Here is a 15200-nt window from a genome sequence, read left to right on the forward strand (position 1 = left end):
GGACGCGTCCGACGGCGGGGTCCGGCTCACCAGCGGCCCAGTCGCGCCTGCAGGACAGCGAGTGCCGCCGGTCCTGCGGTGGAGGTGCGGAGCACGCTGTCGCCGAGTCGGACACGCACCGCACCGGCGGCCTCGAGCCGGTCGAGCTCGGCACCGTCGATGCCGCCTTCGGGTCCGACGACGAGCGCGATGTCCTCGGCGTCCGTCGGTGGTTCCCAGGTGGCGAGCCGCACGGTCGCGGTGGGGTCGAGCACGACGAGTGCGGTCCCTGCTCCGAGAGCCGACACGAGCTGGCCCGTCGTCGCGAGCGGTGCCACCACAGGGACGCGCGGACGGATCGCCTGCTTCGCCGCCTCGTGCGCGATGGCGGCCCACCGCGCACGACCCTTCTCGACCTTCGCGCCGTCCCACCGGGACACACTGCGCGCAGCCGACCACGGCACCACCCGGTCGACACCGATCTCGGTCGCCGCCTGCACGGCCATCTCGTCGCGGCCGCCCTTCGCCAGTGCCTGCACCAGCGTCAGCGACGGACGCGGTGCGTCGTGGCGCTCGAGGGTCTCGACCGCGAGCTCCAGCGTGTCCTTGCCGAGTGCCGTGACCGGCCCGGACACCACGGTGCCCCGACCGTCGGCGATCCGCAGGACCTCGCCGACCCGGACCCGCGCGACGGAGACCGCGTGCCGGCCCTCGGCGCCGTCGAGCGACACCGTGTCGCCGACGACGACGTCGAGCGAGTCGACGAGGTACAGCGACGCCATCAGTGGTTGAAGAACCGGTCGCGGAGCTTGCCGAACATGCCCTGCTGGAACCGGGCGAGCTGCGGAGCCGTCGTCTTGTGCGACTTCGCCAGCTGCTCGACCAGCTGCCGTTCCTTGTGGGACAGCTTGGTCGGGGTGACGACCTGCACGCCGACCCGCAGGTCGCCGCGCCCGTTCCCGCGCAGCTTCGTGATGCCGCGGTCCTTGATGACGAGGACGTCGGCGCTCTGCACACCGGGTCGGATCTCGAGCTCGACCGGACCGTCGAGGCCGTCGATGGTGGTGGTCGTGCCGAGGACGGCGTCGGTCATGCCGACCTCGAGCGTGGCCAGCAGGTCGTCACCGTCGCGGCTGAAGACGTCGTCGTGGCGCACGCGGATCTCGAGGTACAGGTCACCGGACGGGCCACCGGCCGGACCGACCTCGCCCTGGCCCGGCATCTGCAGCCGCAGTCCGGAGTCGACGCCGGCGGGGACGTCCACCGGCACGGTGCGACGGGCGCGGACGCGGCCCTGGCCCTGGCAGGTCGGGCAGGGGCTCGGGATGACGGTGCCGTACCCGCGGCAGGTGCCGCACGGGGCGCTCGTCACGACGTTGCCGAGGAGCGACCGGACCTGGCGCTGGATGTGCCCGGAACCGCCGCAGATGTCGCACGTGCGCGGGCTGGTGCCCGGTGCGCAGCAGGAGCCGTGGCACGTCTCGCACAGCACGGCCGTGTCGACCTCGACGTCCTTGTGGGTGCCGAAGACGACCTCGTCGAGGTCGACCTCGATGCGGAGCAGGGCGTCCTGCCCCCGTTCGGCACGGCTGCGGGGGCCGGAGCCACGTCCGCCGCCACCGCCACCACCGAAGAAGGCGTCGAAGATGTCGCTGAAGCCGCCAGCACCGCCTCCGAAGGGGCTGTCGGCCTGCGGTCCGGCGTCGTACCGGCGTCGCTGCTCGGGGTCGCTCAGCACGTCGTACGCGTGCGTCACGTCCTTGAAGCGCTCGGCGGCGTCGGGTGCCGGGTTCACGTCCGGGTGGAGCTCACGCGCCAGGCGGCGGTAGGCCTTCTTGATGTCGGCATCGGAGGCGTCTCGCTGGACGCCGAGGACGTCGTAGTGGTCTGCCACGTATCCCTCAGTCGGTTGGGTTCGGTCGGTTGGTCAATGTTCGCCCAGGAGTTTGGACAGGTACCGGGCGACGGCCCGGACGGCCGCCATGTTCGTGCCGTAGTCCATCCGGGTCGGTCCGAGGACGCCCAGTCGGGCCACCTCGCCACCGGCCAGGTAGCCGCCGGCGACGATGCTCGTGGCGTCGAGCCCGTACTCGGCGTTCTCGACGCCGATGCTGGCCGCCACCGCGATGTCGTCCACCTGCATCTCCCCGAACAAGCGGAGCAGGGTGACTTGTTCCTCGATCGCTTCGAGCACGGGGAAGAGGCCGCCGGAGAAGTCCTGCTCGCTCTTCGCCAGGTTCGCCGCACCGGCCATCAGCAGGCGGTCCTGCCGGTTCGCAGCGACCTGCTCGATGAGCGTGGCGACGACGACCCCGCCGAGCGTCTGGGCGTCGGGGCGGAGCTGCTGCGGCACGGCCCGGAGTGCGGTCGGGACGTCCTGCAGCAGGAGCCCCACCGTCGCGCCGTTCACCACGGTGCGGAGTTCGCCCAGCGAGTCCTCGTCGAGCGCGACGTCGGTCTCGACCACGCGCTGCTCGACCCGGGCGGTGTCGGTGATGAGCACCACCATCAGCCGGGCGTCACCGAGCCGCACCAGCTCGACGTGCTGCACCCGGGCGCGCACCATCGACGGGTACTGCACCAGGGCGACCTGGTTCGTGAGCTGGCTGAGCAACCGGACGGTGCGCCCGAGGACTTCGTCGAGGTCGTTCGGGGCGCCGAGGAAGGTCTCGATGGCGTGCCGCTGCGCGCTGGAGAGCGGACGGGCACCGGCGAGGTGGTCCACGAAGAGGCGGTAGCCCTTGTCGGTCGGCACGCGACCGGACGAGGTGTGCGGGGCCGCGATGAGCTGTTCGTCCTCGAGCAGGGCCATGTCGTTGCGGATCGTCGCGGCGCTGACCCCGAAGGCGTGCCGCTCGACGATGGTCTTCGACCCGACGGGTTCACGCGACGCCACGTAGTCGCGCACGATGGCCTTGAGGACCTCGAGGCTGCGTTCACTGACCACGAGCGTCTCCTTCCCGATCGACCTGGCACTCGGACGTGTCGACTGCTGATCCTACGCCCGACCACTGACGGCCCGGGACTTCCGGGCGGTCGGCCGATACGCTTCCGCCATGACCTACGGACAGCAGCCCGGCGGCCCTTCCGACCAGCAGCCCGGCGGGCCGCAGCAGCCCGGCGGGCCCCAGCAGCCCGGCGGGCCCCAGCAGCCAAGTGGCCCCCAGCAGCCCGGGGGCCAGTACGGCCCCGGCCCCGGCGGGCCGCAGCAGCCCGGCGGCCCCCAGTACCCCGGCGGGCCCCAGTACCCCTCCGGGTACACCCCGCCCCAGCCGATGAGCCCCGAGGACCAGCGCCTCTGGGCGACGCTGACGCACATCGGCGGCATCTTCTTCACCGTGGTCGCACCGCTGGTGGCCTACCTGGTCCTGCGCGACCGCGGCGGCTTCATCCGCGAGCACACCCGGGTCGCCCTGAACTTCCACATCACGATGGCGATCGCCTACGTGGTCGGTTCCCTCACCTCGGTGTTCGGGGTCGGGCTCCTGATCATCTTCGCCGCGGGCATCGTGTCGCTGATCTTCAGCATCATGGCCGCGATCGCCGCGAACCAGGGCCAGTTCTACCGCTACCCGCTCTCGATCGAGTTCATCAAGCAGTAAGCGGCACGCACTCGGCAGCAAGCAGTGCGAACGCCGCTCAGTCGAGCAGCTCCCGCACCACCGCGTCGGCGAGCAGCCGACCCTGCAGGGTCAGGTCGATGCGTCCCCGCACCGCGGCCGACCCGTCCACGAGCCCGCGTGCGATGAGGCCGGCGACCCGGCCACGGGCCTCCTGGCGGATCTCGCTCGTGGCGAGCTCCCCGCGGACCCGCGCGGCGAGCAGCAGGCGCTCGACGTACCGCGTCTCGTCGTCGATGGTCTCGCGGCCGGCGGCCGGCGACTCCCCCGACAGCACCCGGTTCGCGTAGGCGGCCGGGTGCTTGACGTTCCACCAGCGGGTACCGGCGACGGCGGAGTGCGCACCGGGGCCGACGCCCCACCAGTCGTGGCCCTTCCAGTAGGACAGGTTGTGGCGACTCGCGTGCCCGTCGCCGCGCGCCCAGTTCGACACCTCGTACCAGGAGTAGCCGGCGTCACCGAGCACCTGGTCGGCGAGCTCGTACATGTCGGCGGCCAGGTCGTCGTCGGGGGCGGGGAGCTCACCGCGGGCGACCATGCGGCCCATCGCGGTGCCGTCCTCGACGATGAGCGAGTAGGCCGACACGTGGTCGGGCTCGCACGCGATCGCGGCGTCGAGCGAGGTCCGCCAGTCGGCGAGCGACTCCCCCGGCGTGGAGTAGATCAGGTCGAGCGAGACGTCGAGCCCCTGCTGCTTCGCGAGGTCGACGACGACGGGGACCCGCAGGGGGTCGTGCGTGCGGTCGAGCGTGGCGAGCACGTGCGGCACCGCGGACTGCATCCCGTAGCTGATCCGGTTGAACCCGCCGGCCCGCAGCGTCTCGAGCGACGCCGCGTCGACGGAGTCGGGGTTCGCCTCGGTGGTGACCTCGGCCCCGGGCAGGATGCCCCACGTGTCGTCGATCGCCCGCAGGATCATCGCCAGGTCGGACGCCGGCAGCATGGTCGGGGTCCCGCCGCCGAAGAACACGGTCGACACCGGGCGCCGCGGCACGCCGGAACGGTCGAGCACGGTCGCGGCCCACTCGATCTCGCGCACGGCGTGGCCGGCGTAGTCGTCGCGACGGACGCCGCGGAGCTCGGAGGCCGTGTAGGTGTTGAAGTCGCAGTAGCCACAGCGCACACGGCAGAACGGGACGTGCACGTAGACGCCGAACGGGACGTCACCGGCGGCGGGAGCAGCGCCGGGGCCGGTGGCGGGGCCCGCTGCCGCCCACGGCGTGATCAGGCCGTCCGCGGGTGCTGGATCGGCGATCGGGAGAGCACTCGGCATGGAGTCCATTGTCCGTCATGATGGGAGCCATGGAGCACCATCCCGTCCCCACCACGGTCTTGTGGGACATCGACGGCACCCTCGTGATGAACGCGTCGTCCCCGGGCAACCTCTACCACCTGGCCCTCGAGCGGGCGGTGGGCCGCGACCTCACCCTGCGGGTGGGGCACCAGCACGGCCGGACCGACGCCGGACTCATCGCCGAGCACGTGCGCGCCCACGCGTTCGAGGACACCCTGATCCCCACGGTCAGTCGGCACCTGCACGACCTGACCGCCGAACGGCACGCCTCCGGCGACCACCGCAGCCCCGTCCCCGGAGCGAAGGCGCTCCTGACCCGGTTCGCCGAGCTCGGGTGGCGCAACGGGCTGCTCACCGGCAACTCGGAGTACCGCGCCCGGGTGAAGCTCACCGGCGCCGGGTTCGACCCCGACGGCTTCGACTGGGAGCACTCGTACTTCGGCGACACCGAGGTCGAGCGGGCGGGGGTCACCCACCGTGCCGCCGCCGACCTGGTCGGCACCCGGGCGGTGATCGTCGGCGACACCCCGCGTGACGGCGAGGCAGCCGACGCCGCCGGCATCCCGTTCCTCGCCGTGGCGACCGGCATCTACGACGTCGACGCGCTCCGGCACACGAACGCCGTGACGGTCGCGCGCGACTGCCAGCAGGACGCGGCGCTCATCGAGGACGCGATCGCCGCGCTCCCGCCGCTGCGCTGAGCAGTGGCCGGACGCGCCCGGCGCGACGGCCACGACCCCCGCGCGACAGGCGCGGCCCCGGCGCGACAGGCGCGCCCCGGCGCCTAGTCGCCCCGCAGTGCCGCCAGGTACTTCTCCGCCATGACCTTCTGCTGCCGGCGTACGAACGGCGCGACGAAACGCCACTTCGCGCTCGACGGCTGCGAGAACTGCCGGATCTGCAGCCACACCGAGCCGTCCTGGGTGCGCTCGACGACGAACGACTCCTCGCCGGAGAGCGGATGCCCCTCGAGCGTGCCGTACGCGAAGCCCTTGCGGTCGTGCTCGTCGATGATCGACACAACCCGCACCGGTGCCAGCACGGTCTGCCCGAAGGCGTGGATCGTCAGGGTCGCGCTCGTGCCCGCCGTCAGCAGCGGTGTGCCGTCCGGTGCGAACTTCTCGACCCGGGGCGTCCCGATGGACGCCGGAGCGATCGGCACGCCGTCGTCGTCGAAGGTCACCGGGTTGTACCGGACCTCGTCGTCGTCGGGCTGCTCCTCGACGCGGACCCGCACGCCGCTGCGCTCCTGGATCTGCCACGTCAGTGCCTGCACCACGGCGGTCTCGAACCGCTGGTCGCCGTGTCCGATCCGCGCGCGCGACTCGGCCGGGGTGAAGCCCTCGGGCGGGTAGGTCATGAGGTCCGACGCCTGGGTCGCCCCCACCGCGCCGTACGTCAGGGCGGTCCGGTAGCTCCCGCGGATGCTCATGCCGCCATGCTACTTGGGCGGGCCGCCCCGGATCGAACCGATCCCCTCTCAGCTCCGCCCGACCGGCGCGGCGCCGGTGCGCCCCGAACTGGAGGCCCGACAAGCGCCCGCCACGCGGCTATCGTCAGCAGGTGCCCCACACCACCCCCGCCCGCCCGCGGTCCGTCGACCGCCGGACCGCTGCCCTCGCCGTGCTCACGCTCGTCGCGTTCGGCCTGGCGGCCGCCGCCCGGGTGCTGGTGGACGTGACGACCTCGGCTGCGGCGTCCCCCGCCCGGTACGCCGCCGTCGCACTCGCCCCCGAGGCGTGGACCGGCTTCGACACCGCGAACGTCATCGCCGCCGTCGGGGCCAGCTGTGCCGGCGCCGGGGTGCTGCTGTTCGGTGCCGCACTGGTGTCCGCGGTGCGTCGTCACCCGGGCCGACGGCTCCCGCTCGCCCTCGCGGTGGTGACCCTCGCGATGGTGGTCGGCGCCGTGGCCGCCGGGGTCACCTCGGGCCGACAGACCGACTTCGACGCGGCTGCCCACTGGGCCATCCTGCGGACCGCACTGGCGGGACTGGCCGCGGCGAGCCTCCCGGCCCTCGGCCTGGCCGCCCTGCGGGCCCGCGCCCGCCGCACCGGCTGAACCGGCGCTACTTCTTCTTCTCTTCGACGTCGCCGGAGAGCGCCGCGATGAAGGCTTCCTGCGGGACCTCGACCCGACCGATGGTCTTCATGCGCTTCTTGCCCTCCTTCTGCTTCTCGAGGAGCTTGCGCTTGCGGGTGATGTCACCGCCGTAGCACTTGGCCAGGACGTCCTTGCGCATGGCGCGGATGCTCTCGCGGGCGATGATGCGGGCGCCGATGGCGGCCTGGATCGGCACCTCGAACTGCTGGCGCGGGATGAGCTTGCGCAGCCGCTCGGTCATGAGCGTGCCGTAGGCGTACGCCTTGTCGCGGTGCACGATCGCACTGAACGCGTCGACCTGGTCGCCCTGCAGCAGGATGTCGACCTTGACGAGGTCGGCGGCCTGGTCGCCGGTGGGCTCGTAGTCGAGCGATGCGTACCCCTGCGTCTTGCTCTTCAGCTGGTCGAAGAAGTCGAAGACGATCTCGCCGAGGGGCATCTCGTAGCGGATCTCGACGCGGTCCTCGCCGAGGTACTCCATGCCGAGCAGGGAGCCACGGCGCTGCTGGCAGAGCTCCATGATCGCGCCGACGTAGTCCTTCGGCGCCAGGATCGCGGCGCGGACCATCGGCTCGCGGACCTCGACGATGCGCCCGGTCGGGAACTCCGAGGGGTTCGTGACCTCGGTCACGGCGTTGTCCTCGGTCGTGACCTCGTAGATCACGCTCGGGGCGGTGGTGATGAGGTCGAGGCCGAACTCGCGGGACAGCCGCTCGGTGATGATCTCGAGGTGCAGCAGCCCGAGGAACCCGCAGCGGAACCCGAAGCCGAGCGCGACCGAGGTCTCCGGCTCGTAGACCAGTGCGGCGTCGGAGAGCTTGAGCTTGTCGAGCGCTTCACGGAGCACCGGGTAGTCGCTGCCGTCGATCGGGTACAGGCCCGAGAAGACCATCGGCTTCGGGTCGGTGTAGCCGGGCAGTGCCTGGGTCGCGGGCTTCTGCGCGCTGGTGACGGTGTCGCCGACCTTCGACTGGCGGACGTCCTTCACGCCGGTGATCAGGTAGCCGACCTCGCCGACCGACAGGCCCTTGGTGGGCTTCGGCTCCGGGCTCGAGACCCCGATCTCCAGGATCTCGTGCGTCGACTTGGTCGACATCATCTGGACCTTCTCGCGAGGCGAGATGGTGCCGTCGATCATGCGGACGTAGGTGACGACACCGCGGTAGCTGTCGTAGACCGAGTCGAAGATCATCGCGCGGGGCGCGGCCTCGGCGTCGCCGACGGGGGCCGGCACGCGGCGGACCACCAGGTCGAGGAGCTCGGACACGCCGACGCCCGTCTTGCCGGAGACCCGGAGGACGTCCTCGGGCTTGCCACCGATGAGCTGCGCGAGCTCGGCGGCGTACTTGTCCGGCTCGGCCGCGGGCAGGTCGATCTTGTTGAGGACCGGGATGATCTCGAGGTCGTTCTCGAGCGCCAGGTACAGGTTCGCGAGCGTCTGCGCCTCGATGCCCTGCGCGGCGTCGACGAGCAGGATCGCGCCCTCGCACGCCGCCAGGGACCGCGAGACCTCGTACGAGAAGTCGACGTGCCCCGGGGTGTCGATCATGTTCAACGCGAAGGTCTCACCGTCGAGTTCCCACGGCATGCGGACGGCCTGCGACTTGATCGTGATGCCGCGCTCGCGCTCGATGTCCATGCGGTCGAGGTACTGCGCACGCATCGCGCGGTCCTCGACGATGCCGGTGATCGACAGCATGCGGTCGGCCAGCGTCGACTTGCCGTGGTCGATGTGCGCGATGATGCAGAAGTTGCGGATCGCGTCGGCCGGGGTCGCTGCGGGCTCCAGCGGAGCGGATGCTTGTGGGCTCACGGTTCCTCAGGTGGGTCGGACGGTCGCAACAGTCTCCCACGCTTCACCCGCCCTGGAGGCACGGCGCGCATCCGCCACGCACGGTGCGCGGTTGATCCGCTTCCGGTGCGCTCTCGCGTCGGCGTGCTGGACCCCGCACGGTGCGAGGTCGGCGGGTCCGTGCGCCGTTGACCCCCCGGTGACCGGATGCTGCTCGGCACGGGGCGAGCAGCCTCGCACCAGGTGGAGGACTGCGTTCCGTGCGCCGTCCTGCCGACCGGCACCGGGCCTCCCCGCCGTGTGGACCGCGTCAGACGGCCGCGCGCGCCGGAGCCGGCAGCGCGCCCAGGCCGCGCCGCAGGTCGTCCGCGGTGGCTGCGAGGCAGACGCGGATCCACCCCTCGCCGGAGCGTCCGAAGGCGCTGCCCGGCGCGACGGCGACCCGTTCACGCTGCAGGAACCCGAGCGCCCACTCGGCGATGTCGCCGTCGGAAGCGTGCGACATGTCGATCCACAGGTAGAACGCCCCGCGCGGGTCGAGGTACCGGATGCCGGCGGCGTCGAGCGTCTCCTTCGCGACCTCGAGGTTCGCGCGGTAGTGCTCCCGGGCGTCGCGCACCGCGGAGTGGTCCCCCACGATCGCCGCGAGGGCCGCGTACTGGTCGGGTTCGGCGACGCAGCTGATCATCGCCTCCTGCGTGGTCCGCATCGTCGCACCGAGCCCCTTCGGCGTGACGAGGTACCCGACACGGACACCGGTCATCGCGTACGTCTTGCTGAGCGAGAACGCCGAGAACACGCGGTCGTCCTCGTCGAGCGCGGCCAGGCTGACGTGGCGGGTGCCGTAGGTGAAGTACTCGTAGACCTCGTCGCTGATCACCCAGAGGTCGTGCCGCTTCGCGAAGGCGAGGAGCGCACGGAGGGTCTCCTCGCCGAACACCGAACCGAGCGGGTTCGACGGCGAGTTCACGACGAGCACCCGGGTGCGTTCGGTGACGCTCGCCTCGAGGGCCGGCAGGTCGGGCTCGAACCCGTGCTGCGGCTCCAGCCGGTACGGCACCGGCGTCGCCCCGATGATGTGGGCGTTCATCGTGAACGTCGTGTAGCCGGGGTCCGGCACGAGCACCTCGTCACCCGGGCTCAGGGTCAGCGTCATCGCCTGGAACAGCGCCTGCGTCGCGCCGATCGTCATCCAGATCTGCTCGAGGTCGGCCTCGATCCGGTTCTCACGGCGGAGCTTGTCGCGGACGGCCTCGCGGAGCGGCGCGATCCCGCCGTTCGGGGTGTACCCGGTGCGGTCCTCGGTCCACGCACGACGGGCCGCCTCGCCGATGTGCGGCGCCACCGGGACGTCCGGCTCGCCGATCACGAGCATCGTGACGTCGGTGCCGCTCGACTGCAGCAGGGCCGCCTGCTCGAAGACCCTCCGGATGCCGGAGGCGGGCACGGTGTCGATGCGCGGTGCGAGGGAGGGCATGTCCGTCACGCTATCCGCTGCGTGTTGCCACGGCGTTTCGGCGCGGTCGGCCGCGGGCTTCCGCCGATCCGGCGGTGTTTCGTGCTTTGGTGGCGGCCCCGCGGCCTGGTAGTGTTGGTGGCTGGCTTCCGCGTTCCCCGCCCACGGGTGGAACGCGATGCGACCAAGGGCCCCTCTACCCTGCGGTCGCGCCCACCCGTACGAGACGAGCAGGAGCAATTCATGGCGAACATCAAGTCGCAGATCAAGCGCATCAAGACCAACCTCAAGGCCACCGAGCGCAACAAGGCGTACAAGTCGGAGCTCAAGACGCACATCCGTCGTGCCAACGACGCCGTCGCCGCCGGTGACAAGGACAAGGCCGTCGCGGCCCTGGCCCTGGCGTCGAAGAAGCTCGACAAGGCCGTGAGCAAGGGTGTCATCCACAAGAACCAGGCCGCGAACCGCAAGTCGGCCATCGCGAAGAAGGTCTCGTCGCTCTGACGCCCTGACCCTTCTGGTCCGAAGGCCCCGCACCGTTGGTGCGGGGCCTTCGTCGTGCGTGGGGCGCTGTGCGTTGGGTGCGTGCGCGGTGTGGGGTGCGTTGGGTTCGTTTCGTGAGCAGAAAGGGTCGGGTCGCGATGACGGACCCGACCCTTTCTGCTCACGAAACGCCGGCCGATCGGCGCGGGAAATCCGGGAGGCGCGACTCGCCTCAGCGGGGCTCGCCGCGTCGGGCGATGGTGCGGACCATGACCTCGAGCGCGTAGTGCGCGTCGCGCGAGCCGCCCTTCACCGCGGTGTCCGCCTCGGCGATGCTGATGATCGCGTTCGCCAACCCGGACTCGCTCCAGCCGGCGACGTCACGCTGTGCGCGCTGCACCTGCCACGGCGCCATGCCGAGCGCCGAGGCCGCCTGCCCGCTCGGGCCCCGGAACGCGCTGACCTTCGCCATCGTGCGGATCTTGCTCGCGAACGCGGCGACGATCGGCACGGGGGCTTCGCCGGTGGCCAGGGCGTGGCGCAGCTCGACGATCGCAGGTGCCGACCGACCCGCGAGCGCGATGTCGGCGACCTTGAACGCGTTCGTCTCGACGCGGCCGCCGTAGTACTTGTCGACGACCTTGTCGGTGATCTCATCGGCCTCGTCCGCCAGGAGCTGCCGGCACGCCGCGGCCAGTTCGGCGAGGTCGTCGGCGAACGCGGTCACCAGGGTACGGACGGCGGACGGGGCGATCCGGCGTCGTGCGGCCCGGAACTCGGCGTTCACGAAGTCGATGCGGTCGGTCTCGCGCTTGAGCTCGTCGCAGAGCACCTCGACCCCGCCGCCGACGCCGCTGCGGATCGTGTCGAGGAGCTTCTTGCCGCGCATGCCGCCGCCGTGCCGGAGCACCAGGGTGACGTCGTCGGCGGGGGCCTGCAGGTACGAGATCGTCTCGGTGATGAAGGCGTCGGTGCACTTCTCGACGTTGGTCACCTGCACCAGTCGCGGCTCGCCGAACAGCGACGGGCTGGCGAGGGTGGCGAGCAGCCCGGGGGCGTACTGGTCGGCTTCGAGGTCGTGCACCTCGAGCGCGGGGTCCTCGCCCTGCAGCAGGTCCTTCAGCACACCGCGGGCGCGGTCGGCGAGGAACGCTTCGGGCCCGGTGATGAGCACGACGGGCGCCGGACGGATCCCCGACCAGGGCACCTGGTCGATCTTCGCCGCGGCGCGCGCGGGCTTCTTGGCGGCCATGTGGTCCTTCCGGTGGTGCCGGCCCGGACGGTGCCGGGTCGAGTGGTGCACCGTCGATCCTACGGGCGGCCGCCGACGGCGAGCGTTCCGTCCACACCCGCACCTCGTCGGCGCCGGACCGAGCGAGCACGACGGTTCCGCGCTGATCGGTGCGGAGCGGCAGCGTGCCGGCGGCATCGAGCACGTCGAGGGCCGACGCGGTCGGGTGCCCGTACGTGTTGTCCGCGCCGACCCCGATCAGCCCGACGCGCGCGGCGAGCCCCCGGTAGAGCTGCGGGTCCTGGTCCGCCGAGCCGTGGTGCGCCACCTTCACGACGTCGATCGGCCCCGCCGGCAGTCCCCCGGAGTTCCGGAGCCGGCGTTGCGACGACTCCCCCAGGTCACCGAGGAAGACCCCGGTCAGACACGTGGCGCAGGCACTGCCGTCCGCCGGCCCGGTGACCAGCACGATGCTCGCGTCGTTGCCGGCGTCACGGCTGCCGGCCAGGGGCCACGCGACCCGCCAGGCGAGCGGCCCGAGGGTGCCGGAGACCCGGTCGTCGGCCGTCCGGACGTCCACGCCCGCACTCAGCAGGTCGTCGACCACCCGGCCGTCCGACGCGCGGCCGACGGGTCCGACCAGGGCGGTCTCGACCGTGTCCGCCACGGCTCCCACCGCGCCGACGTGGTCGCGGTCGAAGTGCGTCAGGACGAGCAGGTCGATCCGGCTGATCCCGAGCAGGTCCAGGCACGCCAGGAGCCGTTCCTCGTCGTCGCCGGTGTCCACGAGGGCAACGGCGTCGCCGCCGCGGAGCAGCACGGCGTCACCCTGCCCGACGTCGCACGCGGCCACCGACCAGTCGCCGGGGACGGAGCCGCGCACCACGAGCACCGGGACGGAGACCGCTGCGACACCGACCACGAGCACGGACCCTGCGGCGAGCAGCATTCGGGAGCCGATCCGGCCCCGGACCAGCACGGCCGTCGCGATGCAGCCGCACACCAGCACGGCGGCTGCCACACCGAGCACTCCGGCCGGCCACGGCGCCGAGGCGTGCGGCAGGGCGGCCGCCCCGTGCGCGATGCCCCCGACGGCAGCAGCGGGCACCCACGCGACGGCCGCGAGCGCCTGGGCACCCGCCGGCCACACCGGTGCGACGGTGCACGCGGCGAGTCCGATCACCGTGACGACCGGCGCGAACGGCTCCGCCAGCAGGTTCGCCGGCACCGCGTAGGTCGGGAGCGCTGCCGACAGTGGGATCGTCACGGGCCAGCACGCCACCTGGGCCGCCACGGGGATCGCCAGTGCGGCGGCGACCGGCGGCCACACGCGACGCGCCAGCAGCTCGGTGAGCGGTGGGCCGAGCACCACGATGCCGCTCGTGGCGAGCACGGACAGGGCGAACGCGAACGACCGCGCGAACCAGGGATCCACCACGAGCATGCCGATCGCGGCGAGTGCGATGAGCGGCACGCCCCGCACGGGTCTGCCGGCGAGGTGCACGACCAGCACCACGATCGCCATCACCGTCGCCCGGACGATCGAGGGGTCGGGCCGCACCAGGACGACGAACGCCAGGAGCACCACGACGGCCACCGCGGCCCGGAGCCCGCGCGGCAGCCCGCAGGCACGGCCGAGGACGACCACCAGCCCGACCACCACGGCGCAGTTCGCCCCGGACACCGCCGTCAGGTGCGTCAGCGCCGAGGTCTCCATCGCCGCCTCGGTCCCCGGGTCGAGGCCGGAACGGTCGCCGATCGCCAGCCCCCGCAGCAGTGCCGCCCCCGGCTGCGGCAGGTCGGCCGTGGCCCGGACGAACGCCTGTCGGGCGGTGTCGGTGGCGCCGAGCAGCCCGGTGGGGGGCTCCGATGACGGTGTCCCGCGCAGGAACGCCACGAAGGCGGTCGCCGATCCCGGTTGGTCGGGCTGCACGGCGGCGGACCCGGTGACCCGAGCCCCGGCCGCCAGCACGGCACCGGGTGCGTCACCGTGCAGGTCGGGCACGAGCCGGACCGGCGCGCGGAGCCCGTCGAGCCCGTCGGCACGCACGAGCGTGGCGGTGACGGAGCGGTCCCCCGGCACGAGGTCGCGGGACAGCACCGCCTCGACCTCGACGCGCCCGGCGTCCGGACCGGCGACGAGGGCACGCAGTCCCTCCGGGGCCCGTCGGGAATCCCCCACGGTGACCGACACCGCGAGCAGCGTGGCCAGCGCCCCGGCGACGAGGACCAGCCCGGCGACGCCCCGCACGGCCCCGCCGCAGCGTCGCGTGCGGAGCGCGATGCCGCTCACACCGGTCACGAGCACGGCGACCCCGGCGACCACCGGGGCGACGTGGGGCGCTCCGATGAGCAGGGCGGTCAGGATCCACACGACGGCGACGGGCGCCGCGACCCGCAGGTCGATCGCGCTCGGTGCGAGCTGCACGCGCGCCTCAGACCCGCACGCGGTCGCGCAGCTCGGCGAACCGCACGTCACCGATCCCGCTGACGTCGAGCAGGTCCTCGACCGAGCCGAACCGACCGTGCTCGTCCCGCCAGGCGATGATCCGTCCGGCCAGCCCGGGGCCGATGCCGGGCAGGGTCTCGAGGGCGGCCTGGTCGGCGGTGTTCAGATCGACGACCGACCCCTCGGCCCCGGTCTCGCCAGCCCCGGTGGCGGCGTCGGTGTCGCCTGCTGACCCGGCGGTGCCACCTCCCGTCACCGGTCCGAGCGCCTCGGGCACCTCCTGCTGGCCGACCCGCGGCACGTACAACCGCTCGCCGTCCGTCAGCACCCGGGCCAGGTTCAGGCGGTCGAGGTCGGCGTCGTCCGTCGCCCCACCGGCACGTCGGACGGCGTCACCGACACGACTCGCTGCCGGCAGCTCGACCACACCGCTCCGCCGCACCGCACCGAGCACGTGCACCACGACGTGCCCGGCACCAGGAGCGGACGGAGCAGCACCGGCAGACGCACCTGCAGACGGTGACGGCGCGGCTGACGCCCCACCCGCGCTGGCCGTCGGCGCCCCACGCACGACGACCCCACCGGTTCCCCCGGTCCCCTCGCCGCCACCCGACACCAGCGCCCCGACGAGCACCACGACGACGGCGACCACCACCACGACCGCCGCCAACACCACGGCTGCCCGTGGTGACAGCGCAAGGCGGGACCACCAGGGTCCGGAGGGCGACGGGGACGACATGCCCCGAACGCTACGGAACCCGGCCGGTCGGCCGGGCTCCGGAGGTCACACCCG

General features: G+C 72.5%; 13 protein-coding genes and 1 pseudogene. 4 read left to right on the top strand and 10 right to left on the bottom strand.

What is annotated here, in order from left to right:
- Positions 1-26 precede the first annotated feature (26 nt).
- The 3 genes from ITJ50_RS12370 to hrcA are packed head-to-tail and all read right to left on the bottom strand — an operon-like array spanning position 27 to position 2926.
- Positions 27-761 carry a 16S rRNA (uracil(1498)-N(3))-methyltransferase gene (locus ITJ50_RS12370; RefSeq protein WP_194590604.1) on the bottom strand — a complete coding sequence of 245 codons (735 nt, stop codon included), beginning with the start codon at positions 759-761 and terminating at the stop codon, positions 27-29.
- A complete protein-coding gene (dnaJ, locus tag ITJ50_RS12375) occupies positions 761-1873 on the bottom strand; it encodes a molecular chaperone DnaJ (RefSeq protein ID WP_017886671.1) in 1113 nt (370 codons plus the stop codon). The genes ITJ50_RS12370 and dnaJ overlap by 1 nt, the downstream gene beginning before the upstream one ends.
- Positions 1874-1906: 33 nt before the next feature.
- Complete coding sequence (hrcA, locus tag ITJ50_RS12380; RefSeq protein WP_017886670.1) at positions 1907-2926, bottom strand: heat-inducible transcriptional repressor HrcA; 1020 nt, start codon at positions 2924-2926, stop codon at positions 1907-1909.
- 109 nt (positions 2927-3035) lie between these two features.
- On the opposite strand from hrcA, the gene ITJ50_RS17940 reads away from it, so the two are divergent.
- The gene (locus ITJ50_RS17940) at positions 3036-3581 is read left to right on the top strand and encodes a DUF4870 domain-containing protein (RefSeq protein WP_307359225.1); all 546 of its coding nucleotides are present in this window, start codon (positions 3036-3038) and stop codon (positions 3579-3581) included.
- A gap of 37 nt (positions 3582-3618) precedes the next feature.
- Here the strand turns inward: ITJ50_RS17940 and hemW are convergent, their stop codons facing one another.
- Positions 3619-4872, bottom strand: a complete 1254-nt coding sequence (gene hemW / locus ITJ50_RS12390) for a radical SAM family heme chaperone HemW (protein ID WP_031259452.1) — start codon at positions 4870-4872, stop codon at positions 3619-3621.
- Positions 4873-4901: 29 nt separating this feature from the next.
- Here hemW and ITJ50_RS12395 point away from each other — a divergent pair, with 29 nt between their 5' ends.
- On the top strand, positions 4902-5594 hold the full coding sequence (locus ITJ50_RS12395) for an HAD family hydrolase (RefSeq protein WP_052481883.1): 693 nt from the start codon (positions 4902-4904) through the stop codon (positions 5592-5594).
- Positions 5595-5677: 83 nt separating this feature from the next.
- Here ITJ50_RS12395 and ITJ50_RS12400 read toward each other — a convergent pair whose 3' ends face one another.
- Positions 5678-6325 (bottom strand): DUF1990 family protein, encoded by a 648-nt coding sequence (locus ITJ50_RS12400; RefSeq protein ID WP_017886666.1) that lies wholly within the window; start codon positions 6323-6325, stop codon positions 5678-5680.
- A 131-nt stretch (positions 6326-6456) separates the two neighbouring features.
- On the opposite strand from ITJ50_RS12400, the gene ITJ50_RS12405 reads away from it, so the two are divergent.
- On the top strand, positions 6457-6954 hold the full coding sequence (locus tag ITJ50_RS12405) for a hypothetical protein (protein ID WP_194590605.1): 498 nt from the start codon (positions 6457-6459) through the stop codon (positions 6952-6954).
- A 7-nt stretch (positions 6955-6961) separates the two neighbouring features.
- Here ITJ50_RS12405 and lepA read toward each other — a convergent pair whose 3' ends face one another.
- Both lepA and ITJ50_RS12415 read right to left on the bottom strand, forming a co-directional pair.
- Positions 6962-8809: a translation elongation factor 4 gene (lepA, locus tag ITJ50_RS12410; protein WP_056068283.1), complete on the bottom strand. Its 1848-nt coding sequence runs from the start codon at positions 8807-8809 to the stop codon at positions 6962-6964.
- A gap of 289 nt (positions 8810-9098) precedes the next feature.
- A complete protein-coding gene (locus tag ITJ50_RS12415; protein ID WP_071251390.1) occupies positions 9099-10265 on the bottom strand; it encodes a pyridoxal phosphate-dependent aminotransferase in 1167 nt (388 codons plus the stop codon).
- A 222-nt stretch (positions 10266-10487) separates the two neighbouring features.
- On the opposite strand from ITJ50_RS12415, the gene rpsT reads away from it, so the two are divergent.
- Positions 10488-10748, top strand: a complete 261-nt coding sequence (rpsT, locus tag ITJ50_RS12420) for a 30S ribosomal protein S20 (protein ID WP_017886662.1) — start codon at positions 10488-10490, stop codon at positions 10746-10748.
- A 211-nt stretch (positions 10749-10959) separates the two neighbouring features.
- On the opposite strand, the gene holA is transcribed toward rpsT, so the two are convergent.
- The 3 genes and pseudogenes from holA to ITJ50_RS12440 all read right to left on the bottom strand — a co-directional run bounded on the left by holA (position 10960) and on the right by ITJ50_RS12440 (position 15146).
- Complete coding sequence (gene holA / locus ITJ50_RS12425; RefSeq protein ID WP_194590670.1) at positions 10960-11979, bottom strand: DNA polymerase III subunit delta; 1020 nt, start codon at positions 11977-11979, stop codon at positions 10960-10962.
- A 547-nt stretch (positions 11980-12526) separates the two neighbouring features.
- A pseudogene (locus ITJ50_RS18000) lies at positions 12527-14437 on the bottom strand (ComEC/Rec2 family competence protein); the annotation flags it as partial.
- Positions 14394-15146 (bottom strand): ComEA family DNA-binding protein, encoded by a 753-nt coding sequence (locus tag ITJ50_RS12440; RefSeq protein ID WP_082509344.1) that lies wholly within the window; start codon positions 15144-15146, stop codon positions 14394-14396. The gene ITJ50_RS12440 and the pseudogene ITJ50_RS18000, both read right to left, overlap by 44 nt.
- Between the last annotated feature and the right edge of the window lie 54 nt (positions 15147-15200).

Source organism: Curtobacterium sp. VKM Ac-2889 (assembly GCF_015350855.1).
GTDB lineage: Bacteria > Actinomycetota > Actinomycetes > Actinomycetales > Microbacteriaceae > Curtobacterium > Curtobacterium poinsettiae.

What these genes read in the sequence shown, in the direction of transcription:
- ITJ50_RS12400 (WP_017886666.1), bottom strand. Translation starts at nt 6,325, where the DNA reads ATGAGCATCCGCGGGAGCTACCGGACCGCCCTGACGTACGGCGCGGTG.
- ITJ50_RS17940 (WP_307359225.1), top strand. Translation starts at nt 3,036, where the DNA reads ATGACCTACGGACAGCAGCCCGGCGGCCCTTCCGACCAGCAGCCCGGC.
- ITJ50_RS12440 (WP_082509344.1), bottom strand. Translation starts at nt 15,146, where the DNA reads ATGTCGTCCCCGTCGCCCTCCGGACCCTGGTGGTCCCGCCTTGCGCTG.
- ITJ50_RS12395 (WP_052481883.1), top strand. Translation starts at nt 4,902, where the DNA reads ATGGAGCACCATCCCGTCCCCACCACGGTCTTGTGGGACATCGACGGC.
- ITJ50_RS12370 (WP_194590604.1), bottom strand. Translation starts at nt 761, where the DNA reads ATGGCGTCGCTGTACCTCGTCGACTCGCTCGACGTCGTCGTCGGCGAC.
- holA (WP_194590670.1), bottom strand. Translation starts at nt 11,979, where the DNA reads ATGGCCGCCAAGAAGCCCGCGCGCGCCGCGGCGAAGATCGACCAGGTG.
- rpsT (WP_017886662.1), top strand. Translation starts at nt 10,488, where the DNA reads ATGGCGAACATCAAGTCGCAGATCAAGCGCATCAAGACCAACCTCAAG.
- hemW (WP_031259452.1), bottom strand. Translation starts at nt 4,872, where the DNA reads ATGCCGAGTGCTCTCCCGATCGCCGATCCAGCACCCGCGGACGGCCTG.
- ITJ50_RS12415 (WP_071251390.1), bottom strand. Translation starts at nt 10,265, where the DNA reads ATGCCCTCCCTCGCACCGCGCATCGACACCGTGCCCGCCTCCGGCATC.